At 68.6% G+C, this 23,745-nt stretch carries 22 protein-coding genes; 7 read left to right on the forward strand and 15 right to left on the reverse strand.

What is annotated here, in order from left to right; genetic code table 11:
• Positions 1 to 26: 26 nt before the first annotated feature.
• From G3M62_RS18760 to G3M62_RS18785, 6 genes are all read right to left on the reverse strand, one after another.
• Positions 27 to 1,451 carry an aldehyde dehydrogenase family protein gene (locus G3M62_RS18760; RefSeq protein ID WP_165189769.1) on the reverse strand — a complete coding sequence of 475 codons (1,425 nt, stop codon included), beginning with the start codon at positions 1,449 to 1,451 and terminating at the stop codon, positions 27 to 29.
• A 94-nt stretch (positions 1,452 to 1,545) separates the two neighbouring features.
• Positions 1,546 to 3,279: a thiamine pyrophosphate-binding protein gene (locus tag G3M62_RS18765; RefSeq protein ID WP_165189771.1), complete on the reverse strand. Its 1,734-nt coding sequence runs from the start codon at positions 3,277 to 3,279 to the stop codon at positions 1,546 to 1,548.
• A gap of 271 nt (positions 3,280 to 3,550) precedes the next feature.
• Entirely contained in the window at positions 3,551 to 4,930 is a 1,380-nt protein-coding gene (locus G3M62_RS18770; protein WP_165189772.1) for an aromatic ring-hydroxylating oxygenase subunit alpha, read from the reverse strand.
• A gap of 46 nt (positions 4,931 to 4,976) precedes the next feature.
• The gene (locus G3M62_RS18775) at positions 4,977 to 6,809 is read right to left on the reverse strand and encodes a flavin-containing monooxygenase (protein WP_165189773.1); all 1,833 of its coding nucleotides are present in this window, start codon (positions 6,807 to 6,809) and stop codon (positions 4,977 to 4,979) included.
• A 168-nt stretch (positions 6,810 to 6,977) separates the two neighbouring features.
• On the reverse strand, positions 6,978 to 7,469 hold the full coding sequence (locus G3M62_RS18780) for a nuclear transport factor 2 family protein (RefSeq protein WP_165189774.1): 492 nt from the start codon (positions 7,467 to 7,469) through the stop codon (positions 6,978 to 6,980).
• A gap of 36 nt (positions 7,470 to 7,505) precedes the next feature.
• Complete coding sequence (locus tag G3M62_RS18785) at positions 7,506 to 7,970, reverse strand: universal stress protein (protein ID WP_165189775.1); 465 nt, start codon at positions 7,968 to 7,970, stop codon at positions 7,506 to 7,508.
• Positions 7,971 to 8,188: 218 nt separating this feature from the next.
• Here G3M62_RS18785 and G3M62_RS18790 point away from each other — a divergent pair, with 218 nt between their 5' ends.
• The 3 genes from G3M62_RS18790 (at position 8,189) to G3M62_RS18800 (ending at position 11,177) form a co-directional block, all read left to right on the forward strand.
• Positions 8,189 to 9,685, forward strand: a complete 1,497-nt coding sequence (locus tag G3M62_RS18790) for a CoA-acylating methylmalonate-semialdehyde dehydrogenase (RefSeq protein WP_165189776.1) — start codon at positions 8,189 to 8,191, stop codon at positions 9,683 to 9,685.
• A gap of 178 nt (positions 9,686 to 9,863) precedes the next feature.
• On the forward strand, positions 9,864 to 10,565 hold the full coding sequence (locus G3M62_RS18795) for an enoyl-CoA hydratase/isomerase family protein (protein WP_165189777.1): 702 nt from the start codon (positions 9,864 to 9,866) through the stop codon (positions 10,563 to 10,565).
• 21 nt (positions 10,566 to 10,586) lie between these two features.
• A complete protein-coding gene (locus G3M62_RS18800; protein WP_165189778.1) occupies positions 10,587 to 11,177 on the forward strand; it encodes a GNAT family N-acetyltransferase in 591 nt (196 codons plus the stop codon).
• A 138-nt stretch (positions 11,178 to 11,315) separates the two neighbouring features.
• Here G3M62_RS18800 and G3M62_RS18805 read toward each other — a convergent pair whose 3' ends face one another.
• From G3M62_RS18805 to G3M62_RS18825, 5 genes are all read right to left on the reverse strand, one after another.
• Positions 11,316 to 12,476, reverse strand: a complete 1,161-nt coding sequence (locus G3M62_RS18805; RefSeq protein WP_165189779.1) for an acetyl-CoA C-acetyltransferase — start codon at positions 12,474 to 12,476, stop codon at positions 11,316 to 11,318.
• Between the two features lie 2 nt (positions 12,477 to 12,478).
• On the reverse strand, positions 12,479 to 13,264 hold the full coding sequence (locus tag G3M62_RS18810) for an enoyl-CoA hydratase/isomerase family protein (RefSeq protein ID WP_165189781.1): 786 nt from the start codon (positions 13,262 to 13,264) through the stop codon (positions 12,479 to 12,481).
• 3 nt (positions 13,265 to 13,267) lie between these two features.
• On the reverse strand, positions 13,268 to 14,029 hold the full coding sequence (locus G3M62_RS18815) for an SDR family NAD(P)-dependent oxidoreductase (protein ID WP_165189783.1): 762 nt from the start codon (positions 14,027 to 14,029) through the stop codon (positions 13,268 to 13,270).
• A gap of 180 nt (positions 14,030 to 14,209) precedes the next feature.
• A complete protein-coding gene (locus G3M62_RS18820; protein ID WP_165189785.1) occupies positions 14,210 to 15,397 on the reverse strand; it encodes an acetyl-CoA C-acyltransferase in 1,188 nt (395 codons plus the stop codon).
• A gap of 10 nt (positions 15,398 to 15,407) precedes the next feature.
• A complete protein-coding gene (locus tag G3M62_RS18825; RefSeq protein WP_165189787.1) occupies positions 15,408 to 16,535 on the reverse strand; it encodes an acyl-CoA dehydrogenase family protein in 1,128 nt (375 codons plus the stop codon).
• 221 nt (positions 16,536 to 16,756) lie between these two features.
• Here G3M62_RS18825 and G3M62_RS18830 point away from each other — a divergent pair, with 221 nt between their 5' ends.
• Entirely contained in the window at positions 16,757 to 17,734 is a 978-nt protein-coding gene (locus G3M62_RS18830; RefSeq protein WP_165189789.1) for an NAD(P)H-dependent flavin oxidoreductase, read from the forward strand.
• The gene (locus G3M62_RS18835; protein WP_165189791.1) at positions 17,734 to 18,510 is read left to right on the forward strand and encodes an enoyl-CoA hydratase-related protein; all 777 of its coding nucleotides are present in this window, start codon (positions 17,734 to 17,736) and stop codon (positions 18,508 to 18,510) included. Before G3M62_RS18830 ends, G3M62_RS18835 begins: the two co-directional genes overlap by 1 nt.
• Positions 18,511 to 18,516: 6 nt before the next feature.
• On the opposite strand, the gene G3M62_RS18840 is transcribed toward G3M62_RS18835, so the two are convergent.
• From G3M62_RS18840 to G3M62_RS18855, 4 genes are all read right to left on the reverse strand, one after another.
• Positions 18,517 to 19,143: a glutathione S-transferase family protein gene (locus tag G3M62_RS18840; RefSeq protein WP_165189793.1), complete on the reverse strand. Its 627-nt coding sequence runs from the start codon at positions 19,141 to 19,143 to the stop codon at positions 18,517 to 18,519.
• A gap of 16 nt (positions 19,144 to 19,159) precedes the next feature.
• Positions 19,160 to 20,398 (reverse strand): NAD(P)/FAD-dependent oxidoreductase, encoded by a 1,239-nt coding sequence (locus G3M62_RS18845; protein ID WP_165189795.1) that lies wholly within the window; start codon positions 20,396 to 20,398, stop codon positions 19,160 to 19,162.
• 36 nt (positions 20,399 to 20,434) lie between these two features.
• Positions 20,435 to 20,752: a 2Fe-2S iron-sulfur cluster-binding protein gene (locus G3M62_RS18850; protein WP_165189797.1), complete on the reverse strand. Its 318-nt coding sequence runs from the start codon at positions 20,750 to 20,752 to the stop codon at positions 20,435 to 20,437.
• Between the two features lie 165 nt (positions 20,753 to 20,917).
• Positions 20,918 to 21,589 carry an SDR family oxidoreductase gene (locus G3M62_RS18855; RefSeq protein WP_165189799.1) on the reverse strand — a complete coding sequence of 224 codons (672 nt, stop codon included), beginning with the start codon at positions 21,587 to 21,589 and terminating at the stop codon, positions 20,918 to 20,920.
• A 260-nt stretch (positions 21,590 to 21,849) separates the two neighbouring features.
• On the opposite strand from G3M62_RS18855, the gene G3M62_RS18860 reads away from it, so the two are divergent.
• The gene (locus tag G3M62_RS18860; protein ID WP_205691901.1) at positions 21,850 to 22,128 is read left to right on the forward strand and encodes a hypothetical protein; all 279 of its coding nucleotides are present in this window, start codon (positions 21,850 to 21,852) and stop codon (positions 22,126 to 22,128) included.
• 11 nt (positions 22,129 to 22,139) lie between these two features.
• The gene (locus G3M62_RS18865; RefSeq protein WP_165189803.1) at positions 22,140 to 23,627 is read left to right on the forward strand and encodes a class I adenylate-forming enzyme family protein; all 1,488 of its coding nucleotides are present in this window, start codon (positions 22,140 to 22,142) and stop codon (positions 23,625 to 23,627) included.
• Positions 23,628 to 23,745 lie beyond the last annotated feature (118 nt).

Raw genomic sequence — 23,745 nt, forward strand, 5'->3', positions numbered from 1 at the left:
GGGCCGCATCAGCCCGATCAACCGCCCTACTGCGCGGGCGCGAAGCCCAGCAGGCTCTTGATCTCCAGGTATTCGTGGAAGCCGAACTCGCCCCACTCGCGCCCGTTGCCGCTCTTCTTGTAGCCGCCGAACGGGGCCTGGAAATCGAAGCCGCCGTTGATGCTGACCCAGCCGGTGCGCATGCGGCGCGCCACGGCGTTGCATTGGGCGGCGTCGGCGCCGACCACATAGCCGGCCAGGCCGAACGGGCTGTCGTTGGCGATCTTGATAGCGTGGTCGATGTCGTCATAGGCGATGATCACCAGCACCGGGCCGAAGATCTCTTCGCGGGCGATGGTCGTGTCGTTGGTGGTCACGAAGACGGTGGGCCGCACATAGAAGCCCTTGGTCAGGCCCTCGGGGCGACCGGGACCGCCGGCGACCAGCTGAGCGCCTTCGCTGACGCCCAGCTCGATATAGCGCTGGATGTCGTTGTACTGCCCCTTCGAGACGACCGGCCCCATGGCGAAGTCGCCCTTGGGATCGCCGACGGTGACGCCGTTGGCGGCGTCGCGCGCGGCGGCGATCGCCTCGTCCAGGCGCGAGGCCGGCACCAGCAGGCGCGAGCCGGCGCTGCAGGTCTGGCCAGAATTGACCATCATGCCCGAGGTGGCGGCGGCGACGTTGGCGACCAGGTTGGCGTCGTCCAGCACGATGTGGGCGCTCTTGCCGCCCAGTTCCTGACAGACGCGCTTGACGGTCGGGGCGGCGTTCTTGGCGATCTCGACGCCGACGGTCTCGGAACCGGTGAACGAGACCATGTCCACTTCAGGATGGGTCGACAGGGCCGTGCCGATCACCGCGCCGCTGCCCTGAACCATGTTGAACACACCGGCCGGAACGCCGGCCGTGTGCAGGATCTCCGCCAGGATGTGGGCCGAATACGGCGCCAGTTGCGGCGGCTTGAGGATCATGGTGCAGCCCGTGGCCAGGGCCGGGAAGATCTTCACCGTGGTCTGGTTCATCGGCCAGTTCCACGGGGTGATCAGGGCGCAGACGCCGATCGGTTCCTTGACCACCAGGGTCGCGCCGCGCTGCTCTTCGAACTGGAATGTGCGCAGGGAGTCGATGGCGGCGGCCAGGTGTCCGGCGCCCAGGCCAACATGGAAGCCGTTACCCAGGGCCGACGGCGCGCCCATCTCTTCGATGACCGCCTCGCCCAGTTCGCCCATGCGCTTATGGTATTCGGCCTGGATGGCCAGGAGGATGTCGAGCCGTTGTTCGCGGGAGGTCTGCGACCAGCTGGCGAACGCCTTGCGCGCGGCCGCGACGGCCTTCTCGACATCCGCCACGGAGCCCAGCGAGATCTTGCCCGACACCGCTTCGGTGGCCGGATTGACGACATCGGCGGTCTTGGGCTCGATCGGAGCGACCCACTGGCCGTCGATGTAGAACTTGAGATATTCGCGCATGACATCTCTCCCTGGGACCACCGAGTTCTGCGTCTCGGCTTGTTGAATCGTCAGCGCCGGACTCATCCGAGCCCGGCGCTGATCTCAGATCGCCTTACTGGGTGCCTTCGGCGTACCAGGTGCGGAACTCGGCGTACTTGGGCATCTCTTCGGAGTTGGCCTTCGGATCGATGGCCACGTGCACCACACCGACCTTGCCGCTGGCATAGGCGCGGGCGATGGCGGGAGCGATGTCCTCGGCCTTGGTGACGTATTCACCGTGGCAGCCGAAGCCCTCGCCGATCTTGTCGAAGCGGACTTCCTTGCTCCAGTGGGTGCCGGTTTCCGCCGTGCCCTGGCCGAAGGTGCGCTTGTAGACGCCCACTTCCAGACCCCACTGGAAGTCCACGCCGACGACGCAGACCAGCGGCAGGTTGCAGCGCACTGCCGTTTCCAGCTCGCCGATGTGGAACAGGAACGAACTGTCGCTGGTCAGCAGCATGCCCGGACGCGACTTGCCCGTCGCGGCCTTGTCGGCCAGCATCGCGCCGGTGGCGTAGGGCAGGCCCGTGCCGATGTGGCCGAAGTTCTGGTTCCAGATCACGTCGTGCGGCTTGCACATCGAGTAGGTCCACTGGAAGATCACCGTGGCCCCGCCGTCGCGGATCATGATGCCGTCCTTCGGGAAGGCCTTGGTCGCTTCCACGACGAACCGCGACGTGTGCATGGGCGTGTCGCCGCTGCCGTCGCTCTTGGTCAGGGTCTCGGCGGCCAGCTGGTCCAGCTCGTCCTGGCCGTCCTTCATGAACTTGGCCAGGCCCGGGGCCGGCGACAGCGGCTTGTCCTTCAGGGCGGCGACCAGTTGCGGCACCACGCCACGAAGGTCGCCGACCAGCGGCACGTCGATCGGACGGTTCACGCCGATGGCGGTCGGGTCCTGCTCGACATAGATCCACTTGCGGATGGCTTCGTTCTTCACCCAGTAGCGCCAGCGGCCGTAGTGCACCGGCTCGCCCAGCTCGGTGCCCAGCGCCAGGCAGAGGTCGGACTCGGTGACCGCCTCGATCGAGGCGTTGGAGAACACGTACTGGAAGGTGCGATCTTCCAGGCCGGGGATGTAGGACGTGCCGCCCGAGGTCTGGATGACCGGGCAATTCATCAGCTCGGCCAGTTCCTTGACCGCCGCGCCCATGCGCGTGGTGTGGACGGCGTGGCCGACCAGCAGGATCGGGTTCTTGGCCGCGCGGATCAGCTTCACCGCCTCGGCGACGCGATCGATGTCGGCGCCCTGGTTGACCAGACGATAGCGGTCCGGGGTCAGCGGCTCGGGCAGGTCCAGCTCTTCGGTGATGATGTGGCTGGGATACTCGATATAGACCGGGCCCGGCGTGCCGCCGATGGCCTGGCGGATGCCCTCGCGGATGATCTCGTCGGTCTGGTCGGCGTATTCGATCGAGGCGGCGTACTTCACCGAATTCTCGAACAAAGGCATCTGCTTGACGAACTGGATGCGGCCACGACGCACGCGCTGCTCGGTGACCCGGGCGCGCTGGCCGCTGAGGAAGATCACCGGCGAGTTCTCGACCAGGCAGCACTGGATGGCCGGGGCGGCGTTGGCGATGCCCGGGCCCAGGGTGCCGATGCACAGAGCCGGCTTGCCGGTCATGCGCGAGGCGGCCTCGGCCATGAAGCCGGCGGCGGCTTCGTGGTGCGGCGCCACGACGGTCCAGCCGCGCGCTTCCGCTTCAAGGAACATGTGGACGAAGTTCGGATCGGGGATGCCGAAGAGCGTGTTGATACCCTCGGCCTCGAACAGGTCCAGGATGCGCTTGTAGACGGGTACGCCCATGGAAAGGTCCCTCTTGATTTTGGCTCGGCGGGCCGCGTGGCGGCAGGCGTTTCTGACGACAGGCGAGCGGCCGCGATAATGACGTGCTTGGTGCATAGAGGGGCCCAAGACCGGCCGTCAATGAAGCCTCCAGAGCCATCGCCCGTGCGCTATCGGCGGGCCATTTTCGCGGGTTTTGGCCCCGTTTTGGCGGCGGGCGAAACGCATGAAAACGCCCGGCTCCGTTGCGGGAACCGGGCGTCGCCAGATCAGGATCGGGCGGGCTCGCGCCCTATTTGGGATCGAGCAGACTCGGCGTTCCCCGGCCCATGTAGCGGGCCAGGTTGCGGTGGAAGTTGGTGACCTTGCGCTCCTGGTGCGGGTTGGGCAGGGGCCCGCGGAAACCGCGCGACTTCATGCCCTTCTGCACGAACTGCATGTTCGAGAAATCCTGGGCCAGCACGCTGCCCCAGTTCTCGGCCGTCGGCTCGGCATAGACCCACTCGGTCTTGGGCTCCTGGCCTTCGGGGAAACGCTCGATGGCGTAGGACTCGAAGATGCACTTGTTGGGATCGTCGCCGTACGGCCGCGTGCGGTAGCACAGGGCGAAGGTGATGCCCTGCAGGATGGCGGTGTTGGGGAAGACGTTCCAGGCCAGACCCGCCTGGCCCATCTGTTCCGGCGTGATGGTCGGCCACTCGATCCCGCGCGCGGCGTCGTCGGCCTTGGCCGAAGCCAGCCAGTGCTTGATCACCTCTTGCGGCGGCGTGCCCTCGGGCAGCTCGTCGACCAGTCGCTTGGCCGCGTTGACCAGGGTCTCGGTGGTGCTGGCGTTGTTGACCGTCTCGTAGATTTCCTTCTGCAGCTCGTAGGTCGACACGCGCGCGTCGGCGCCCTTGCCGGCCCGGGTGATGCTGCTGCTTTCCTTGGTCTTCTTGGACGCGTCGCGCTCGTCGAAACCGCTGACGCCGTGCAGGCCGTAGGCGGCGCTGTAGGCGTAGTACTCGCCGTATTCCAGCAGCTGCGGGTGCGTGCCGGCGACATGGTAGGGCTCCATGAACGCTTCCAGCGCGGTCTTCCAGTTGCAGTCGTAGACCACCCACTGGCGCCACTTGTAGCGCATCTTCTCGAACTGGAACGGGTCCAGGATGCTGGCGGCCGGCTCCAGATATTCGCGCAGCGGCACGGCCTGCGGGTCCATGTTGATGAAGATCCAGCCGCCCCAGGTGTCGGCCTTGATCTCGCTCAGCGAGGTGCGCTCCTCGTTCAGCGCGCCCTTCCAGTCCTGCGGATCCAGGACGTAGGTGTTCTTGCCCTTCAGGTCGAAGGTCCAGCCGTGGAAGCCGCAGACGAAGTTCTTCTTCTTGCCGCAGGCCCGGTTCTCGCCCTCGGGGATGTCGACCAGGCGCCGGCCGCGATGCGGGCAGACATTGTGGTAGGCCTTGATCGAGTCTGGCGTGTCACGAACCACCAGGATCGACTCGTCGCCGATCTCGTAGGTGATGTAGTTTCCGACCTCGGGGATCTCCTCGACGCGGCCGGCCACCTGCCACACCTTGGCCCACAGCCGGTCGGCCTCCTCCGCCGCGTACTCGCGGGAGAGGAAGGCCTCCGTGGGATAGGTCAGCGGCTCTTCCAGATCGTCGACGCTGATATTGACCAGCTTGTTCATGACGTTCGTCCTTCGCCTTCCGCCCCGATCAAAAAACCATACCGCGTCAGTTTTTTAGTTCCAGCCCCGGCATGTCGCCATCGGCGCGCCAGTCGGACAGCAGCTTCTGGAACGCATCCCAGCCCGGACCGTAGGCGCGGAACAGCCGCCACTTGGCCTTGGTCTCGCCTTCGTTGTTGAAGTAGCTGGGCGTGCACTCGGCGGTGAAGGCCGTGGTGTCGATCTCCATCGACTCGAAGTGGCTGACGTAGTCGTCCTGCGCCTGCTGGGTCGGCTCGACCACCGGCGTGCCGCGCTCGAGCGCCTGGCTGATGATGTGGGCGATGTGGAAGCCCTGACGGCCGTTCTGCTCGGTGACCGAGGCGTTCAGCCCGCCCTGGATGTAGCCCATGTAGAACTGGTTGGGGAAACCGTGGGTCATCACGCCGTGGAAGGTCTTGGGACCCTCGGCCCAGTGCTTGTAGATCGACAGGCCGTCACGGCCCTCGATCGTGTCGATGCCCCAGCGACGATCCAGGTCGCTGGTCACCTCGAACCCGCTGGCGAAGATGATGCAGTCGACTTCGTATTCGCGGCCGTTGGCGACGAAGCCCTTCTCGGTCATCCGCTCCACGCCCTTGGTCAGCGACACGTCGACCAGCTCGACATTGGGGCGATTGAAGGTCGGGTAGTATTCGTCGCTCGACAGCGGCCGCTTGCAGAGGAAGCGGTAGTACGGCTTCAGCGCCTCGGCCGTCGCCGGGTCGTCCACCAGGTCCTCGACCCGGCGGCGCAGGCGCTCCATCACGCGGTAGTCGACCATTTCGCGCTTGGCCAGATAGTCCTCGAGCGACAGCTGCGGCCAGCCCTCGGCCTCCATCTCGGCGGCGAAGTTGCGGGCGATCTCGGTCCAGATGTCGCAGATCAGGTCCTCTTCGCCCGGCGCGAAGGCCTCCATGGCCGCGCGATGGAAGTTGGCCTGGCGCTTGTTCTGCCAGCCCGGCTCCAGCGACTTGGCCCACTGCGGATCGGTCGGCGGATTGGGGCGCTCGTCCACGCTCGAGGGGGTGCGCTGCACGACGTAGAGCTGCTTGGCGTACTTGCCCAGGTGCGGCACGGCCTGGATGGCCGTGGCCCCGGTGCCGATGATCGCCACGCGCTTGTCGGCCAGCTTGTCCAGCACCGGGTTCTGGTAGTCGCCGCCAGTGTAGTCGAAGTCCCAACGGGCGGTGTGGAACATCTTGCCCTTGAAGGTCTCGATGCCCGGCACGCCCGGCAGCTTGGGCATGTTCAGCACGCCGCTGGCGATGATCACGAAGCGGGCCAGCAACTCGTCGCCGCGGTTGGTCGACACCCGCCAGCGGCCGATGCCGTCATCCCAGCGCAGGCCGGTGTTCTGGGTGTGGAACAGCGCCTTGTCGGCGAAGCCGAACGTCTCGGCGATCTGCCGCGCGTACCCCTGGATCTCCCAGCCGTCCGAGAACTTCTTGGACGGCATGAAGCCGGTCTCTTCCAGCAGCGGCAGGTAGATGTAGCTCTCGTTGTCGCACTGGATGCCGGGATAGCGGTTCCAGTACCAGACGCCGCCAAAGTCGCCGGCCCCGTCGATGTTGCGGAAGCTGGTCACCCCGGCCTTGGCCAGGTGGTAGGCGGCCATGATGCCCGACCAGCCGGCGCCCAGGACGACCACGTCCAGCTCTTCGGAGATCGGCGCGCGTGGCGCGACCGGGGTGTGCGGATCGGTGACGTAGTCCTCGACGATCTCGCCGCCGGCCGGACGAACATATTGCTCCTGCCCCTCGCGCTTGATGCGCTTGTCGCGCTCGTGGCGGTACTTCTCCCGCATCGCGGGGATGTCGATTTCACTGGCGGGGGGCGTCCGGGTCGGCTCGCAGCTCATCAATTCACTCCCGATAATGTCGCCGCCCGCTAGTCAACAGGGCTGTCGATTTTGCAGGACACTTGCCCACAGCACGGCCGCCGCGCCATAGGCCGCGCGAAACTTCGCGGGTGCGATGAGTCGGCGGTTTGCGGCACATCAAGGCGCCGCCCGGACTCGCCGCGACGCCTAGGCCTTACGGACGAAGGTCGGCTCGTCCGCCTCGGGCATGCCCGGAAAGGCGCCGTAGTCGGGCGGCGTGATGAAGGTTCCGGTCAGGTCGGTCGGACCGTGATAGGCCATGCTCCAATGGCGCCACGCGAAACGCCAGGCGCCGTCTTCCTCGACATAGCGATCGTAGTAGACGCCGAAGGTGATGGCGGTGCTGCCGTCCTTCTTCTTGGCGAACTCGGTCATCTGCAGGCGACCGATCGCCGTACCCTCGCCGACCTCGAGGATCGGCTGGCCCGAGACCAGTTGGATGCGCTCGCAGCGGCCCAGCAGGTTGCGGCAGGCCTCGGCGATCTCGTCGCGACCGGTCATCACCATGCCGGCGATCTTCCACTGGCCTTGGGTGGCGAAGCACTCGGAAAAGCTCTTGGCGTCCTGGCGCCAGACGGCGTCGACGAAGCGGGCGTGCAGCTGGCGGATGCCGCAATCGGCGGCGACGAAATCGGTCATCGGAATACTCCCAGTCGGGCGGCGGGGCCGCCCTCATCAACCCAGTCGAGCGATCTCGGCCTCGAAGGCTTCGTCGCTAATGTCCGCGCGGGCCACCAGCAGGCTGCAGTCGATGCTGTCGACGATGTAGCCGGCGCCGGTCCACCAGCGTTCGAGGAAGCTGCGCTTGCGATGTCCGACAACCACCAGGTCGGCCTTCACCTCGCGGGCGAAGTCGCTGATCTGCTGCGCGGGATCGCCCCGCACCAACCGGCCGACCGGCTTGAAGCCCAGCTGCTCCAGCTTGGCCAAGCCGTCCTTGAGGATCGCGCGGTGGGTTTCCAGGTGCATGTCGGTCACGCCCGCCTGGAAACCCTCGACCAGCGACACGCCGGAACTGTCGGCCACCACCGACAGCAGGAAGACCTCGGCGCCGCAGCGCTTGGCCAGCAGCGCGCCTTCGCGCAGCGTCGAGCGCCCGGCCACGGTGCTGTCGAAGGCCAGAACTATCCGCCGGTACATGGTCTCTCCCAAACGGCGCGATTGGCGCCTGCAGGGGATCGCCGTTTCTTGGACCGATCACGCCATTTCGGTCGGCGACCACGCAAGGGCGCGGGGGCAACTATCGCACCCGCGATGACCGCCGTCCCGCTATGGGAAGTTCCCTTGGCCTTTGCATAATTGGCCGCCCTCTCGCGCAGTCGTCGCACGGGTTGTTCAGAACAAAAGACGAGGACCCAGTGCGGGCCATTGACCATTTCATAGCGGGCGCGACCGCGCCCGGCGCTTCCGGCCGCTACGGCGACGTCTTCAACCCCAACACCGGGGAGGTGCAGGCGCGGGTGCAGCTGGCGACGGACGCGGAGCTGGATCTTGCGGTGCAGGCCGCGGCGGCCGCGCAGATCGGCTGGGCGGCGACCAATCCCCAGCGCCGGGCGCGGGTGATGTTCGAGTTCAAGCGCCTGATCGAGCGCGACATGAATTCGCTGGCCGAGATCCTGTCGTCCGAGCACGGCAAGGTCATCGCCGACTCCAAGGGCGACATCCAGCGCGGCCTGGAGGTGATCGAGTTCGCCTGCGGCATCCCTCACATGCTGAAGGGCGAATATACCGACGGCGCCGGTCCGGGCATCGACGTCTATTCGATGCGCCAGCCCCTGGGCGTGGTCGCCGGCATCACCCCGTTCAACTTCCCGGCCATGATCCCGATGTGGATGTTCGGCATCGCCGTGGCCGTGGGCAACACCTTCATCCTCAAGCCCTCGGAGAAGGATCCGACCGTGCCGGTCAAGCTGGCCGAGCTGTTCATGGAGGCCGGAGCCCCGGCGGGCGTGCTCAACGTCGTGCACGGCGACAAGAGCACGGTCGACGCCATCTTGACCCATCCGCTGATCAAGGCCGTCAGCTTCGTGGGATCGTCGGACATCGCCCACTACGTCTACCAGACCGGCACGGCCAACGGGAAACGCGTCCAGGCCATGGGCGGGGCCAAGAACCACGGCATCGTCCTGCCCGACGCCGATCTCGACCAGGTCGTGAAGGACCTCTCCGGCGCGGCCTTCGGCTCGGCCGGCGAGCGCTGCATGGCCCTGCCGGTGGTGGTGCCCGTCGGCAAGAAGACCGCCGACGAACTGCGCGAGCGGATGATCGCCGAGATCGACAGCCTGAAGGTGGGGATCTCCACCGATCCGGCCGCCCACTACGGCCCGGTGGTCAGCGCCCAGCACAGGGCCAAGATCGCCGACTACATCCAGATCGGCGTCGACGAAGGCGCCGAACTGGTGGTCGACGGCCGCGACTTCAGCCTGCAGGGCTTCGAGAAGGGCTTCTTCATCGGCCCTTCGCTGTTCGACGGCGTCAAGAAGGGCATGAAGACCTACCACGAGGAGATCTTCGGCCCGGTGCTACAGATGGTCCGCACCGAAAGCTTCGACGAGGCCATCGCCCTGCCCAGCGAGCACCAGTACGGCAACGGCGTGGCGATCTTCACCCGCAACGGCCGCGCCGCTCGCGAGTTCGCCGCCCGCGTCAATGTCGGCATGGTCGGCATCAACGTGCCCATCCCCGTGCCGGTGGCCTATCACAGCTTCGGCGGCTGGAAGCGCTCGGGCTTTGGCGACACCAACCAGTACGGCGCCGAGGGCGTGCGCTTCTACACCAAGGTCAAGACCGTCACCGCCCGCTGGCCCGAAGGCGCCGTCGAGGACAACGCCTTCGTCATCCCGACGATGAAATGAGCTCGGTGCGCCGCCCGACTCCCGGTGGCGGCGCCCAACTGGTGGTCCGGAGTCACAAGCTCCGGACCGCTCCTTTCGAGACCGACGTGCTATCGATGACTAGCGGCCTGGCCGCACGGACTTCCCAGCGGCGCGCAGACGCCGCGTGAACAACGGCCACAACATAGGGAGTAACGCCATGCTTTCCTCTCCCCTCGCGCCCTCGGCGACCCGCGACGCGGTCGTCACGGTCGACTACCGCGGCGACATCGCCGTGGTGACCTTGGCCCGCCCCGCGGCCAAGGCGGCGGATCTGGCCGCCGCCATGCACGAGGCGGCCCACAGGCTGGTCGCCGAGAACCGGGCCGTGGCCCTGATCCTGACCGGCGCCGGCACCGTCTTCTGCGCACCCGAGGGCGACCCGGACGACGCCTTGGCCATGCCCGCCCTGCGCGAGGCCCTGCTGACCTTCCAGTCGCTGAACGTGCCCGTGGTGGCCGCCATCAACGGCGCGGCGATCGGCCTGGGTCTCGGCCTGGCCCTGGCCTGCGACATCGCCTTCGTCCGCCCGCGCGCGACGCTGAAGCCCTCGGGCCCGATCCACATGGGCGCCCTGTGGTTCCTGTCGCGCAAGCTGGGCCGCTCGCGCGCCACTGACCTGGTCATGGCCGGCCGCGCGATCACCGGCGCCGAGGCCAGCGAGCTGAATCTGGCCCAGGACTGCATCCACAAGCGCGATCCCGAGTTCCTGGAAGAGGTCGTGCGACGCACGGCCGGCCTGCTGGAAGGCACCCGCGCCTCCCGCGCCGCCGCCCTGCAGCTGCTGCGTCACGCCGCCCTGCAAGGCCTGGCCGAGCACCTGGACGTGGAAGTCGCCGCCGCCCTGGCGGCCCGGGGCTGACAGATCGAACGGGGGAAAGGCATGGCTGAAGCCGATATGATCCAAGCCGAGCGCGACGACGTGCCGGCCATGGTCGCCTTGCTGGCCGCCGCCTTCGTCGACGATCCGCCGCTGGCCTGGATCCTGCCCGACCGCGCCGATCGTCAGAGCCGCCTGGCCACCTTCTTCGAGCCGATCATCAAGGGCACGATGCGCAACGGGCTGGCCCTGCGTTCACCGGGTGACGAGGCGGTGACGCTTTGGCGTTTGCCGGGCGGCATCCATCCGGGCTTCATCGAAACGCTGAGCGGCATGCCCGCCTTCGTCCGCGCTCTGGGCGACGGCGCCAAGCGGGCTCAGGTCCTGAGCCGCTCGCTACGCACCCGCGAACCGGACTTTCCCTACCGGTACCTGCAATTCGCCGGCGTCGCGCCGGCGCTCAAGGGCAAGGGCTGGGGCGGACGAGCGGTCCGCGCGGGCCTGGCCCAGGCCCGCGCCGCCGGCGTGCCGGTCTATCTGGAGACCTCGAAGGCGGAGAACGTCGCGTTCTACCGCCATCTGGGCTTCAACGTCCTCCAGGAGTGGGACGTGCCCGAGGGCGGTCCGCACGTCTGGTCGATGCTGTGGCGGTGACAAGATCCTCCCCCCGTGGGGGAGGCGGCCGAAGGCCGGTGGGGGGAGTAGTCGGATCGTGGACACGGGTTATGGTCGTCCGCCGATCACTCCCCCCACCGTCGGCTTCGCCGACACCTCCCCCATAGGGGGAGGATCTTACAGCCGCTCGACGATCGTCACATTGGCGATGCCGCCGCCTTCGCACATGGTCTGCAGGCCGTAGCGCCCGCCCCGCGCCTTCAGGGCGTGCAGCAGGGTCGACATCAGCTTGGCCCCGCTGGCGCCCAGGGGATGGCCCAGGGCGATCGCGCCGCCGTTGACGTTCAGCTTGTCGGGATCCGCGCCCAGCGCCTTCTGCCAGGCCATGGGGATCGAGGCGAAGGCTTCGTTGACCTCGAACAGGTCGATGTCTTCGAGCTTCATGCCGGCCCGCTCCAGGGCTCGGCGGGTCGCCGCGATCGGCTCTTCCAGCATGATCACGGGGTCGCCGGCGGTGACCGTCAGGTTCACGATGCGAGCGATCGGCGTCAGGTTGAAGCGCTTCAGCGCCGCCTCGCTGACGATCAGCGCGCCCGAAGCGCCGTCGGTCATCTGACTGGCGTTGGCGGCGGTGATCGTGCCGCCCTCGACGATCGTCTTGACCCCGGCCATACCCTCCAGCGACGCCTCGAAGCGCACACCCTCGTCCTGGTCGAACACGCCCTCGACGGTGTGGACGGGAACGATCTCGTCCTTGAACGCGCCGGCCTTGATCGCCGCCGCCGCCTTCTGGTGGCTGGCCAGGGCGAAGCCGTCCATCTGCTCGCGGGTCAGGCCGTACTTGTCGGCGACCATCTGGGCGCCCTTGAACTGGCTGAACTCGCTGACGCCGTAGCGGTCCAGGATCTTCTTCGACCACGGCCCCTCGCCGACGCCCGCCTGGGCGTGCAGGGCGAAGTTGGAGCCCATCGGCACGCGGGTCATGCTCTCGGCCCCGGCCGCGATCACGATGTCCTGCGTGCCCGACATCACCGCCTGGGCGGCGAACTGGATGGCCTGCTGCGACGAGCCGCACTGGCGGTCGATCGTCACGGCCGGCACGCTGTCGGGCAAGGACGAGGCCAGCACCAGGTTGCGGCCGAAGGCGAAGGCCTGTTCGCCCGCCTGGGTCACGCAGCCGGCGATCACGTCCTCGACCGCCGCCGGATCGATCCCGCTGCGCTCGACCAGGGCGTCGAGCACGGTCGCGCCCAGGTCGGCGGGATGGACGCCCGACAGCGCGCCCTTGCGCTTGCCGCCGGCGGTGCGGAGGGATTCGACGATATAGGCCTCAGCCATGGTTACTTGCCTCCGGTGAAATCGGGCGCGCGTTTTTCGAGGAAGGCGGCGACGCCTTCCTTGCCTTCGGCCGTCCGCGCCAGGGCGGCGATGCCGCGACTTTCGGCGTCCAGCTGGGCTTCCAGCGAGGTGACGGCGCTGTCGAGCAGCAGCCGGCGCGTCACGGCGAGCGCCGGCGTCGCCGAGCGCGCCAAGTCCTGGGCGACCGTCATGGCCTCGGCCATCAGGTCGTCCTCGACGACCCGGGTGACCAGGCCCATGGCGGCGGCCTCCTCGGCCGTGACCCGCCTGTTGCGCAGGCACAGCTCCTGGGCGCGCCGCAGACCGATCAGGCGCGGCAGCAGCCAGGTGGCCCCACCGTCCGGCGACAGGCCGATCGCGCCATAGGCCAGGGCGAACTGGGCGCGCGGACCGGCCAGGGCGACGTCGCCCAGAATGGCCAGGCCGACCCCGGCCCCGGCGGCCGAACCGTTGATCGCCGTGACCACCGGCTTGTTCATGCGCATCAGCCGCGCGACGGCGGCGTGGACGTAGACGGTGATCTCCTTGAGGAAGGCCGGCAACTGGTCGCCGGCCCCCGCGAAGGCGGCTACGTCGCCGCCCGCGCAGAACAGCTTGCCCGCCCCGGTCAGCACGACGCAGCGCACCGCGTCGTCCTCGTCGCAGGCGATCACCGCCTCCATCAGCGCCCGCGCCGTGGGCATGTCGAGGGCGTTGCCGACCTCGGGCCGATTGAGGGTGATCGTGGCGACGGCGCCGTCGCGCGCCAGGAGAACCGTGGCGGTCATGGCCTAGCGCGGCGCCATGCGGATCGCGCCATCCAGGCGGATGACCTCGCCGTTCAGCATCGGATTGGCGACGATCGCGCCGACCATCTGGGCGTACTCTTCCGGCTTGCCCAGGCGGCTGGGGTGCGGAACCTGCTGGCCCAGGGAGTCCTGCGCGGCCTGCGGCAGGCCCATCAGCATCGGGGTCAGGAAGATGCCCGGCGCGATGGTCACCACCCGGATGCGGTGCTGGGCGAGATCCCGGGCCGCCGTCAGGGTCAGGCCCACCACCCCGCCCTTGGACGAGGCGTAGGCGGCTTGGCCGATCTGGCCGTCATAGGCGGCGACCGAGGCGGTGTTGACGATCACCCCGGCCTCCTCGCCCTCCAGGCCCGCCGCGACCACGCGGGCGGCGAACTTGGAGATCATGTTGAAGGTGCCGATCAGGTTGACCTCGATGGTCTTGCGATAGACGTCCAGCGAATGAGGCGAGCCGTCCTTGGCCACGACGCGGGCGGCCGGGGCGACACCGGCGCAGTTGACCAGCACGCGAGCGACGCCATGCGCCGCCTCGGCCGCATCGAAGCCGGCGATGGCGCTGGCCTCGTCGGCCACGTTGACCTTGACGAACAGGCCGCCGATGTCCTGGGCGGCGGCGACGCCGATCTCTTCGTTCAGGTCGAAGATCGTGACCTTCGCGCCCTGCGCCGCCAGCATCTTGGCCGTGGCGTTCCCCAGCCCCGAGGCGCCGCCGGTGACGATCGCGCCAATACCGTTCAAGTTCATCCGCTTCGTCCTTTTCCGCGCCATGGCGCGTCTTCCAAATCGTTGTGAAAGGCGACCGACCCGGCGGGTCGGCGACGCCGTCGAGCGAGGCGGTGAAATCGGATCCCCATCGACTTCACCGCCGTCAGCCGACGCCTCCCGGCGTCACGTCCGGCCGAGCCCCCGCTCGACCGGAAGATTTCAGACCAGTTCCACCGCCATGGCCGTGGCCTCGCCGCCGCCGATGCACAGGCTGGCGACGCCGCGCTTCAGGCCGCGGTTCTCCAGCGCCCCCAGCAGGGTGGCCAGGATGCGCGCGCCGCTGGCGCCGATCGGGTGACCCAGGGCGGTCGCGCCGCCATTGACGTTGAGCTTGTCGTCGGGAATGCCCAGCTCGCGGGCGGCGATCATCGCCACCACCGCGAAGGCCTCGTTGACCTCGAACAGGTCGACGTCCTCGACGGTCCAGCCGATCTTCTCCATCAGCTTGCGCATCGCCGGCACCGGGGCCGTGGTGAACAGGCCCGGCTCGTGGGCGTGGCCTTCGTGGCCGACCACGCGGGCCACGACCTTCAGGCCCAACTTTTCGGCGACGCTGGCGCGGGTCATGACCAGGGCGGCGGCGCCGTCCGAGATCGACGAGGCGTTGGCGGCGGTGATCGTGCCGTCCTTGAGGAAGGCGGGCTTCAGAGTCGGGATCTTCTCGGGCTTGGCCTTACCGGGCTGCTCGTCGACCGAGACGGTGACCGGACCGCCGCGCGAGGCGACCGACACCGGGATGATCTCTCGCTCGAAAGCCCCGCTGGCGATGGCGGCGTTGGCGCGCTCCAGCGAGCGGATCGAATAGGCGTCCTGGTCCTCGCGGGTGAACTGGTACAGCTCGACGGCGTCCTCGGCGAAGGCGCCCATGGCCTTGCCGGGGGTGTAGGCGTCTTCCAGGCCGTCCATCATCATGGTGTCGATCACCACGCCGTGGCCGATGCGCGCGCCGGCGCGGTGCTTGGGCAGGGCGTAGGGGGCGTTGGTCATGCTCTCCATGCCGCCCGCCACGATCACGTCGGCGCTGCCCGAGGCCAGGGCGTCATAGGCCATGATCGCCGCTTCCATGCCCGAGCCGCACATCTTGTTGACCGTGGTGGCCCGGGTCGACTGCGACAGGCCCGCGCCCAGCGCCGCCTGGCGGGCCGGCGCCTGGCCAAGACCGGCGGGCAGCACGCAGCCCATATAGATCCGCTCGACCGCGTCGGACGCCACGCCCGACCGCTCGACCGCCGCCTTGACGGCCGCCGCGCCGAGCTCGGTGGATTTCAGGCCCGAAAGGTCGCCCTGGAAGCCGCCCATCGGGGTGCGGGCATAGCCGGCGATGACGATGGGATCAGCGATGGACATGACGGTCTCCTCAAAGGGCACGGGCGATCACCATCCGCTGGATGTCGGACGTGCCCTCGTAAATCTGGCAGACGCGGACGTCGCGATAGATCTTCGCGAGCCCGTATTCCTCGAGATAGCCGTAGCCGCCCAGGGTCTGGATCGCGCCCGACACCACGGCTTCGGCGGTCTCGGAGGCGAACAGCTTGGCCATCGAGGCCTGGGTCAGGCAGGGCTCGCCCGCCTCCTTCAGCGCGGCGGCCGACAGCACGATCTGGCGCGCGGCTTCCAGGCGGGTGGCGAGGTCCGCCAGGCGGAAGCCCACGGCCTGGTGCTCGATGATCGGCTTGCCGAAGCTCTTGCGCTCCTTGGCGTAACCGACGGCGATCTCGAGCGCGCCCTGGGCCATGCCCACGCACTGGGCCGCGATGCCGATGCGCCCGACCTCCAGGTTCGACAGGGCGATGCGATAGCCCTCGCCCTCGGCCCCCAGCATCAGGGCGTCTTCCAGGAACAGGTCGTCGAAGCGGATGGCGCAGGTGTCCGAAGCGGCCTGGCCCAGCTTGTGCTCGACCTTGTCGACCGAATAGCCGGCGCGGTCGGTGGGCACGAGGAAGGCCGACAGGCCCTTCTTGCCGGCGTCGGGGTCGGTGACCGCGAAGACGATGGCCAGGCCAGCGATATGGCCCGAGGTGATGAACTGCTTGGCGCCGTTCAGCCGCCAGCCGCCATCCACCCGGGTGGCGCGGGTGCGGATGGCCGAGGCGTCGGACCCGGCGTCGGCCTCGGTCAGGGCGAAGGCGCCGATCATGCGGCCGGCGATCAGGTCAGGCAGGAAGCGGGCCTGCTGGTCCGGCGAGCCCAGGCGCTGCAAGGCCGAGACGATCAGGCTGTTCTGGATCGACAGGATCGTCGACAGCGCCCCGTCGCCCGCCGCGATCTCGATCAGCGCCAGGGCGTAAGAGACATAGTCCGCACCGGCGCCGCCGAATTCCTCGGGGGCGGTCATGCCCATCAGGCCCAGCCCGGCGACTTCCTCGAACAGGGCTTGCGGATAGGCGCCGGCCGCCTCGAACGCGGCGGCGTGCGGCCGAATGCGGTCCTGCGCGAACTCGCGCACCGCGTCCCGGATGGCCGATTGCGTCGCGGTGAGGATCATGGAAACCCGAAAGTCTGAAATTTACTCAAGGGTAGATTTCTCGGCTTTTCAGCCCCTCGTCAATCGGGGAAAGCGGCCGCCAGGTCAACTGATCAGGCCAGCGATGCTTGCCGGGGCCGCGTATTGACAAGGTTCGGAGGCCCGATCACCTACCCTCGGACAGGCGCGAAACGACCAGGCCGATCCTGGCGACAGCGCACATCGCAGGGGGACTTGAGACCATGGGAATCCGTACGCGCTTCACCGAACTGGTCGGCATCGAGCACCCCATCGTCCAGGGCGGCATGATGTGGGTCGGCCGCGCCGAGCTGGCGGCGGCGGTGTCCAACGCCGGCGGCCTTGGCCTGCTGACCGCCCTGACCCAGCCCTCGCCCGACGAGCTGCGCCGCGAGATCGAGCGCTGCCGGAAGCTGACCGACAAGCCGTTCGGCGTGAACCTGACGATCCTGCCCTCGGTCTCGCCGCCGCCCTACGCCGAGTATCGCAAGGCGATCATCGATAGCGGCATCACCATCGTCGAGACCGCCGGCTACAAGCCACAGGAGCATGTCGACGACTTCAAGGCCCATGGGGTCAAGGTCATCCACAAGTGCACCGCCGTCCGCCACGCCCTGTCGGCCGAACGGATGGGCGTGGACGCCATCTCGATCGACGGCTTCGAGTGCGCCGGCCACCCGGGCGAGGACGACATTCCCGGCCTGGTGCTGATCCCGGCGGCGGCCGACAAGGTCAAGATTCCGATGATCGCCAGCGGCGGCTTCGGCGACGGGCGCGGCCTGGCCGCCGCCCTCGCCTTGGGGGCGGAAGGCATCAACATGGGCACCCGCTTCTGCGCCACGGTCGAGGCCCCGATCCACGACAACATCAAGCAGTTGCTGGTCACCAACGACGAGCGCGCCACCAACCTGATCTTCCGCACCTTCCACAACACCGGCCGCGTGGCCAAGACCTCGGTGTCCGACCGCGTGGTGGCGCTGGGCGGCGAGCCGGGCGCGGTGTTCGAGGACGTGCGTCCGCTGGTGTCGGGCGCTCTCGGCCGCACCGCCCTGGAAACCGGCGACGTCGACGCCGGCCTGATCTGGGCCGGCCAGGTCCAGGGCCTGATCCACGACATCCCCACCTGCCAGCAGCTGATCGACCGGATCGTGGGCGACGCCGAGGCGATCATCCGCGGCCGTCTAGCCGGGCTGGTGGCCTGATGTCGTACGCCTTCCTCACGGTCGAGAAGATCGGCCGCATCACCACCGTCACCATCAACCGGCCCGACCGGCACAACGCGCTGAACGCCGAGGCCCAGGTCGAGCTGGCCCACGCCTTCGACGCTTTCGAGGCCGATGACGAGCAGTGGGTCGCCATCCTGACCGGTGCGGGCCCCAAGGCCTTCTGCGCGGGCCACGACCTGATGTCGCCGATGCCGCAGAGCAGCGCCGACCTGCCGCCCTCAGGCTTTGGCGGGATCACCTCGCGCCTGGAGCTGACCAAGCCGGTGATCGCGGCCGTGAACGGCATCGCCATGGGCGGCGGTTTCGAGATCGCCCTGGCCTGCGACATCGTCGTGGCCGCCCAGAACGCCACCTTCGCCCTGCCCGAGGTCAAGGTCGGCCTGGCCGCCCTGGGCGGCGGCATCCTGCGCCTGCCGCGCGAGATCGGGCTGAAGCGCGCCATGGGGCTGATGCTGACCGGCCGCCGACTGACCGCCGCCGAAGGCCTGTCGCTGGGCTTCGTCAACGAGGTGGTCCAGAGCGACGCCCTGGCCGGCGCGATGCGCTGGGCCGAAGAGATCCTGGCCGCCAGCCCGATGTCGGTGCGCGCCACCAAGCAGGCCGCTCTGCAAGGCCTGAGCGAACCGCTGGCCACGGCCCTGGAAGGCCAATGGTCCTATCCGGCCGTGCAGCGCATGCTGAAGTCGGAGGACGCCGCCGAAGGCCCCGCCGCCTTCGCCGCCAAGCGCGCGCCGGAATGGAAGGGGCGATAGCGACCCCTAGGTCAGCTTCGGAGTCATCCCGGGATCGCCCTTGGCCATGGCGGCGCGATAGGCCGGTCGTTCGCCCACGCGCTGGAGGTAGGCCAGCAGGTTCGGACTGTCGGAGATGTCGCGCTCGACCGACAGGCGCATGGTGGTCAGGGGAAAGACCATCATGATGTCGGCCAGGGTGAACTGCGAGCCCGCGAACCAGGTCGCCTTTCCCAGATGCGCCTCGACCAGATCGAAGGCGATGTCGGCCCGCGACTTTCGCCCCGTCGCGCTGGGCGCCCCGAGCCGCGCCGCGATCACGTCCATCATCACCGCCGCCAGGACCGAGGCGTTGGCGTAGTGGAACCAGAACAGATAGTCGGCGAAGTCAGGGTGTTCGGGCCCCAGGATCAGCCGGCCGTCGCCGTGACGCCGGGCGATGTACTCGGCGATGGCCCCGGACTCCATCAGGACCAAGTCGCCATCCTGGATGATCGGCGCGGTGCCCACCGGGTGGAGCGCCTTGTAGGCCGGCGGCGCGGCGCCCGTCGGCTCGCGATCGTAGCGCACCAGATCGTAGGGAATCTCCAGCTCCTCGCAGAGCCAGACGATCCGCTCGGACTGGGACCTGCCCAGGTGATGGACCTTCAGCATGGCGGCTTCCTGTCGCTTAGCCGACCAGATCCTTGCCGACCAGATCCTTCAGCGGCGTCTCGGGGTCGGCCAGGCGCGCGGGATCGACCTTGGCGCCCTCGATCACCAGCTTGCGGCCCTGGACGTAGTCCTTGACCGCGTTGACGCAGTCGAGCGCGATGACCCGGCCGCCCTTCAGATAGAGGATCGAGAAGCTGCGGCTGGCCGTGTCGCCGCGCACCACGGTCTGGTCGAAGCCGATCGACAGCCCCACCGTCTGCAGCTTGATGTCGTACTGGTTGGACCAGAACCAGGGCGTGGCGTCGTAGTCGGCTGGCGTTCCCAGGATCGCCTTGGCCGCCACCACCGCCTGGTCGTTGGCGTTCTGCACCGACTCCAGCCGCACCTGCGCGCCCTCGGCGTAGCGGTTGGCGTGGCGGGCGCAGTCGCCGATCGCGAAGACGTCCGGCAGGCTGGTGCGGCAATGGCTGTCGACCGCCAGGCCGTTGCCGCCCTCGGCGCCCGCCGCGACCAGCGGCTCGACCGCCGGGACGATGCCGATGCCGACGATCACCATCTGGGCGTCCAGCACCTCGCCGTCGGCCAGGCGCACGCCGGTGACCTTGTCCTCGCCCAGCACGCGGTCCAGGCCCACGCCCAGCCGCACGTCGACGCCATGGGCGCGGTGCTCGGCCTCGATGAAGCGCGACAGGTCCTCGCCGGCCACCCGGGCCAGCACGCGATCCAGCGCCTCCAGCAGCACGACCTTCTTGCCGAACTTGGACAGCACGGCCGCGGCCTCCAGGCCGATATAGCCGCCGCCGATCACCACCGCGCGCTCGACATCCGGCAACTCGGCCATCATCCGGTCGGCGTCGGCGCGGGTGCGCACGGTGTGCACGCCCTTCAGGTGATGGGCGCCGGGCAGCTCGCGCGGCGCGCCGCCGGTGGCCCAGACCAAGTGCTTGTAGCCGATGACCTCGCCCGACGCCGTCGTCACGCTGTGCGCCGCGGCGTCGACCGACACCACCGTCGTGTCGAACTGGAAGCTGACTTCCCGCTCGGCCCAGAAGCTTTCCGGACGGATCAGCAGGCGCTCGAACGTCTTGTCGCCGGCCAGGTATTCCTTGGACAGCGGCGGGCGCTCGTAGGGCAGTTCCGGTTCGGCGCCGACCACCAGGATCCTGCCCTCGAACTTGCCCTGGCGCAGCGCGATCGCGCAGGCGGCTCCCGCGTGGCCCGCGCCGACAATCAAGACATCCGTATCGTTACGCATTCGACGGTCCCATGGTCTTCGCCGGCGTCTGGCGCCTTAGTCTTCTTCGGCGATCTGCACCTTCAGGCCGTCCAGCGCGTCGCTGAACCGCAGCTGGCACGACAGGCGCGAGCGGTCGTCGCGGTGCGGCGAGCTGTCGAGCAGGTCGTTCTCGTCTTCCGTCATCTTCGGCAGCTGGTCGGCGAAGGCCGGATCGACATGGACGTGGCAGGTGGCGCAGCTGCAGCAGCCGCCGCACAGGGCCAGCAGCTCGTCGAAGCCCGCGTCGCGGATCAGCTCCATGACCGACATCCCGGCCTGGCCCTCGATCTCGCTTTCCACGCCTTCACGGGTCACGACGATCAGCTTTGGCACGATGGAACTCTCCGAAATGAAGGCGGCCTCTGCGGGCCGTGAAAGCAGTACAAGCCTTGCCGAATGCACCAAGCCCGGCCCGCGAACAAGGCGACGAGGCCGGTTTCACGCCAGAACCGCCTTGCCGACGGTCAGATATCGCCGTGCCGTATAATCGCGCCGCGATCAGACCCGGCCGGTGACGGGCAGCAGCGCCCCGGTGACCGCCGACGCCTCCGGCGACAGCAGGAAGGCCACCACATTGGCCAGGGCCTGGGGCGTGACCCAGCGGTCGAACTCGGCGTCCGGCATGTCCTTCCGGTTGGCCTCGGTGTCGATGATGCTGGGCAGCACGGCGTTGACCCGCACGCCGGCGTCCTTCAGCTCCTCGGCCAGGGCCTCGGTCAGGCGCGCGACGCCGGCCTTGGAGGCGGCGTAGGCGCCCATGCCCATGGCCGCCTTGGTCGCGGCCGCCGCGCCGATATTGACGATCGAGCCCTTGGCGGCCAGCAGCAGCGGCGTCAGGGCGCGCGAGCTGACCAGGGTGGTCTTGACGTTCATCGCATAGAGCTTGTCCCAGGTGGCCAGGTCGCCGTCGCCGATCGTCTCCCACCGGAAGCCGCCGGCGATGTTGACCAGGCCGTCCAGCCGGCCGAACCGCGACTCGATCTGGCCGGCGGCCGCCGTCATCGCCGCCTCGTCGGTCAGGTCGACGCCGCCGATCGCCAAGTCGGCGCCCTCGAACGGGCCTGGAGCAAGGTCGATCCCGACCACTTGCCATCCGGCTTGCTTGAGGACTTCGACGGTCTTTCGGCCCAGCGCGCCCGCGGCGCCGGTGACCGCGACTGTGCGCGTCATGTCTTGCTCCTGCTGTTCCATGTCGAGACCCTGGACGAACCTCGGCCCATATCCTTTCCGCGACGCTCAGGTCTGGGCCAAGCCCGAATATCGTCCGAACGTGAACCCGCAAATCTCATCGTCGCCGCGATGCCTTTGGCCAAGACCGCCGCCGCTCTTGATACCCTCGGGTGAAATAATAGGAACAGAGACTAGCCCTTGGCCCTGCGGCGCCCAGCGCGACCGCCTGTTGAATATCGAGGATGGCCATGAAACCAGGAATGAAGCTTCTGAGCAGCGTCTGCGACACCGAGGTGATGGTGATCCGCGCCGGCGCCGGAACGGTCGAATGCGGCGGCTCGCCGATGGTCGACAAACGCCCCGCCGAGCGCGGCGAGATCGATCCCGCCTTCGCCGCCGGCTCGCAGATCGGCAAGCGCTATGTCGACGCGGCCGGCACGGTCGAGTTCCTCTGCGTGAAGGCCGGCAAGGGGTCGATGTCGCTGGACGGCGTCGCGCTGCAGACCAAAGAAGCCAAGCCGCTACCCTCCTCCGACTGAGTTTTCGCGTCATGAACATCTCGCTGATCCTGCAGATGGCGGCCGACGCGGATCCCGACCGCATCGGTCTGGTCTGCGACGGACGACGCTGGTCCTACGCCGCGCTGCAACGCGCGGCCCTGGGCGCGGCGCGCGGCATCCGCGCCAGCGGCGCCAGCCACGTCGCCCTGCTGGACGAAAGCAGCGAGGCCGCGGCCATCGCCCTGTTCGGGGCCGCCATCGCTGGCGTGCCCTATGTGCCATTGAACTACCGCCTGGCCGATCCGGACCTGGCCGCCCTGCTGGGCCGCATCGCGCCGGCCTTCATCATCGGCGACGTCGCGCGGGTCGAGCGCCTGAACCCTGGCGTCGGCCACGTGGTGCGCCCCCGCGCCGAGTTCGTCGCCCAGGCCGAGACGCAAGCCGACGGGCCCGAACTCGAAGAGAGCGAAGAGACCGTCGCGGTCCAGCTGTTCACCAGCGGCACCACCGCCGCCCCCAAGGCCGCCGTGCTGCGCCACGCCAACCTGCTGTCCTACATCCTGGGCACGGTCGAGTTCGCCTCGGCGCCGGAAGAGGACGCGGCCCTGGTCTGTGTGCCGCCCTACCACATCGCCGGCATCGCGGCCCTGCTCAGCTCGATCTACGCCCTGCGCCGCATCCTGCTGCTGCCCGCCTTCGATCCCGACGCCTGGCTCGACCTGGTGGCGGCCGAGGGCGCCAGCAACGCGTTCGTCGTGCCGACCATGCTGTCGCGCATCATCGCGCGGATCGACGCGGGCGCCTCGGCCGATGTCGGCTCGTTGCGGGCCCTGGCCTATGGCGGCGGCCGCATGCCGCTGGAGCTGATCGAGCGCGCCCTGGACCTGTTCCCGGACTGCGGCTTCACCAACGCCTACGGCCTGACCGAAACCTCCTCGACCGTCGCCCTGCTGGGTCCGGACGAGCATCGCGCCGCCCACCGGGCCGCCGACGACACCGTGCGCGCCCGTCTGGCCTCGGTGGGCAAGCCGCTGCCGGCCATCGAGCTGGAAATCCGCGACGAGGACGGCAAGGTCCTTCCGACCGGCGAGCGCGGCGAGATCTATGTGCGCGGCGACCAGGTGTCGGGCGAGTACCGCGAGCGCAGCGCCTTGGACGCCGACGGCTGGTTCCCCACCCGCGACGCCGGCTGGCTGGACGCCGAGGGCTACCTGTTCCTGGCCGGCCGCGCCGACGACGTGATCGTGCGCGGTGGCGAGAACATCTCGCCCGGCGAGATCGAGGACGTGCTGCTGACCCATCCGGCCCTGGCCGACGCGGCGGCGGTGGCCGTGCCCTCGGTCGAGTGGGGCGAGACGGTCGGGGTCGCCCTGGCGGCGCGCGAAGGCCACGCCGCGCCCAGCGCCGACGAATTGCGCGTTCTGGTCCGCGAGCGCCTGCGCTCTTCCCGCGTGCCCGAGCACATCGTATTCGTCGACGCCCTGCCCTATAACGAAATGGGCAAGCTGCTGAGGCGCGAGGTACGCAAGCTCTTCTGAAACCCGGCGCTCTGGCCGCCCCCCCGATCCCGCTGACCGGCGTCGCGAACCTCTGGGTCGAGACGCTGGCGCGGGACATCGGCGGCGCGCGCCTCGCCGGGATCGACGGCGCCACCCT

It is taken from the genome of Caulobacter soli (assembly GCF_011045195.1).
Classification (GTDB): domain Bacteria; phylum Pseudomonadota; class Alphaproteobacteria; order Caulobacterales; family Caulobacteraceae; genus Caulobacter; species Caulobacter soli.

Excerpts from the sequence above, each read along its gene's own strand:
- G3M62_RS18865 (WP_165189803.1), top strand. The coding sequence starts at position 22,140 with ATGAACATCTCGCTGATCCTGCAGATGGCGGCCGACGCGGATCCCGAC.
- G3M62_RS18795 (WP_165189777.1), top strand. The coding sequence starts at position 9,864 with ATGCTTTCCTCTCCCCTCGCGCCCTCGGCGACCCGCGACGCGGTCGTC.
- G3M62_RS18785 (WP_165189775.1), bottom strand. The coding sequence starts at position 7,970 with ATGTACCGGCGGATAGTTCTGGCCTTCGACAGCACCGTGGCCGGGCGC.
- G3M62_RS18845 (WP_165189795.1), bottom strand. The coding sequence starts at position 20,398 with ATGCGTAACGATACGGATGTCTTGATTGTCGGCGCGGGCCACGCGGGA.
- G3M62_RS18770 (WP_165189772.1), bottom strand. The coding sequence starts at position 4,930 with ATGAACAAGCTGGTCAATATCAGCGTCGACGATCTGGAAGAGCCGCTG.
- G3M62_RS18860 (WP_205691901.1), top strand. The coding sequence starts at position 21,850 with ATGAAGCTTCTGAGCAGCGTCTGCGACACCGAGGTGATGGTGATCCGC.
- G3M62_RS18780 (WP_165189774.1), bottom strand. The coding sequence starts at position 7,469 with ATGACCGATTTCGTCGCCGCCGATTGCGGCATCCGCCAGCTGCACGCC.
- G3M62_RS18835 (WP_165189791.1), top strand. The coding sequence starts at position 17,734 with ATGTCGTACGCCTTCCTCACGGTCGAGAAGATCGGCCGCATCACCACC.
- G3M62_RS18840 (WP_165189793.1), bottom strand. The coding sequence starts at position 19,143 with ATGCTGAAGGTCCATCACCTGGGCAGGTCCCAGTCCGAGCGGATCGTC.
- G3M62_RS18825 (WP_165189787.1), bottom strand. The coding sequence starts at position 16,535 with ATGATCCTCACCGCGACGCAATCGGCCATCCGGGACGCGGTGCGCGAG.
- G3M62_RS18820 (WP_165189785.1), bottom strand. The coding sequence starts at position 15,397 with ATGTCCATCGCTGATCCCATCGTCATCGCCGGCTATGCCCGCACCCCG.
- G3M62_RS18760 (WP_165189769.1), bottom strand. The coding sequence starts at position 1,451 with ATGCGCGAATATCTCAAGTTCTACATCGACGGCCAGTGGGTCGCTCCG.
- G3M62_RS18775 (WP_165189773.1), bottom strand. The coding sequence starts at position 6,809 with ATGAGCTGCGAGCCGACCCGGACGCCCCCCGCCAGTGAAATCGACATC.
- G3M62_RS18855 (WP_165189799.1), bottom strand. The coding sequence starts at position 21,589 with ATGACGCGCACAGTCGCGGTCACCGGCGCCGCGGGCGCGCTGGGCCGA.
- G3M62_RS18800 (WP_165189778.1), top strand. The coding sequence starts at position 10,587 with ATGGCTGAAGCCGATATGATCCAAGCCGAGCGCGACGACGTGCCGGCC.
- G3M62_RS18830 (WP_165189789.1), top strand. The coding sequence starts at position 16,757 with ATGGGAATCCGTACGCGCTTCACCGAACTGGTCGGCATCGAGCACCCC.
- G3M62_RS18810 (WP_165189781.1), bottom strand. The coding sequence starts at position 13,264 with ATGACCGCCACGGTTCTCCTGGCGCGCGACGGCGCCGTCGCCACGATC.
- G3M62_RS18765 (WP_165189771.1), bottom strand. The coding sequence starts at position 3,279 with ATGGGCGTACCCGTCTACAAGCGCATCCTGGACCTGTTCGAGGCCGAG.
- G3M62_RS18815 (WP_165189783.1), bottom strand. The coding sequence starts at position 14,029 with ATGAACTTGAACGGTATTGGCGCGATCGTCACCGGCGGCGCCTCGGGG.
- G3M62_RS18805 (WP_165189779.1), bottom strand. The coding sequence starts at position 12,476 with ATGGCTGAGGCCTATATCGTCGAATCCCTCCGCACCGCCGGCGGCAAG.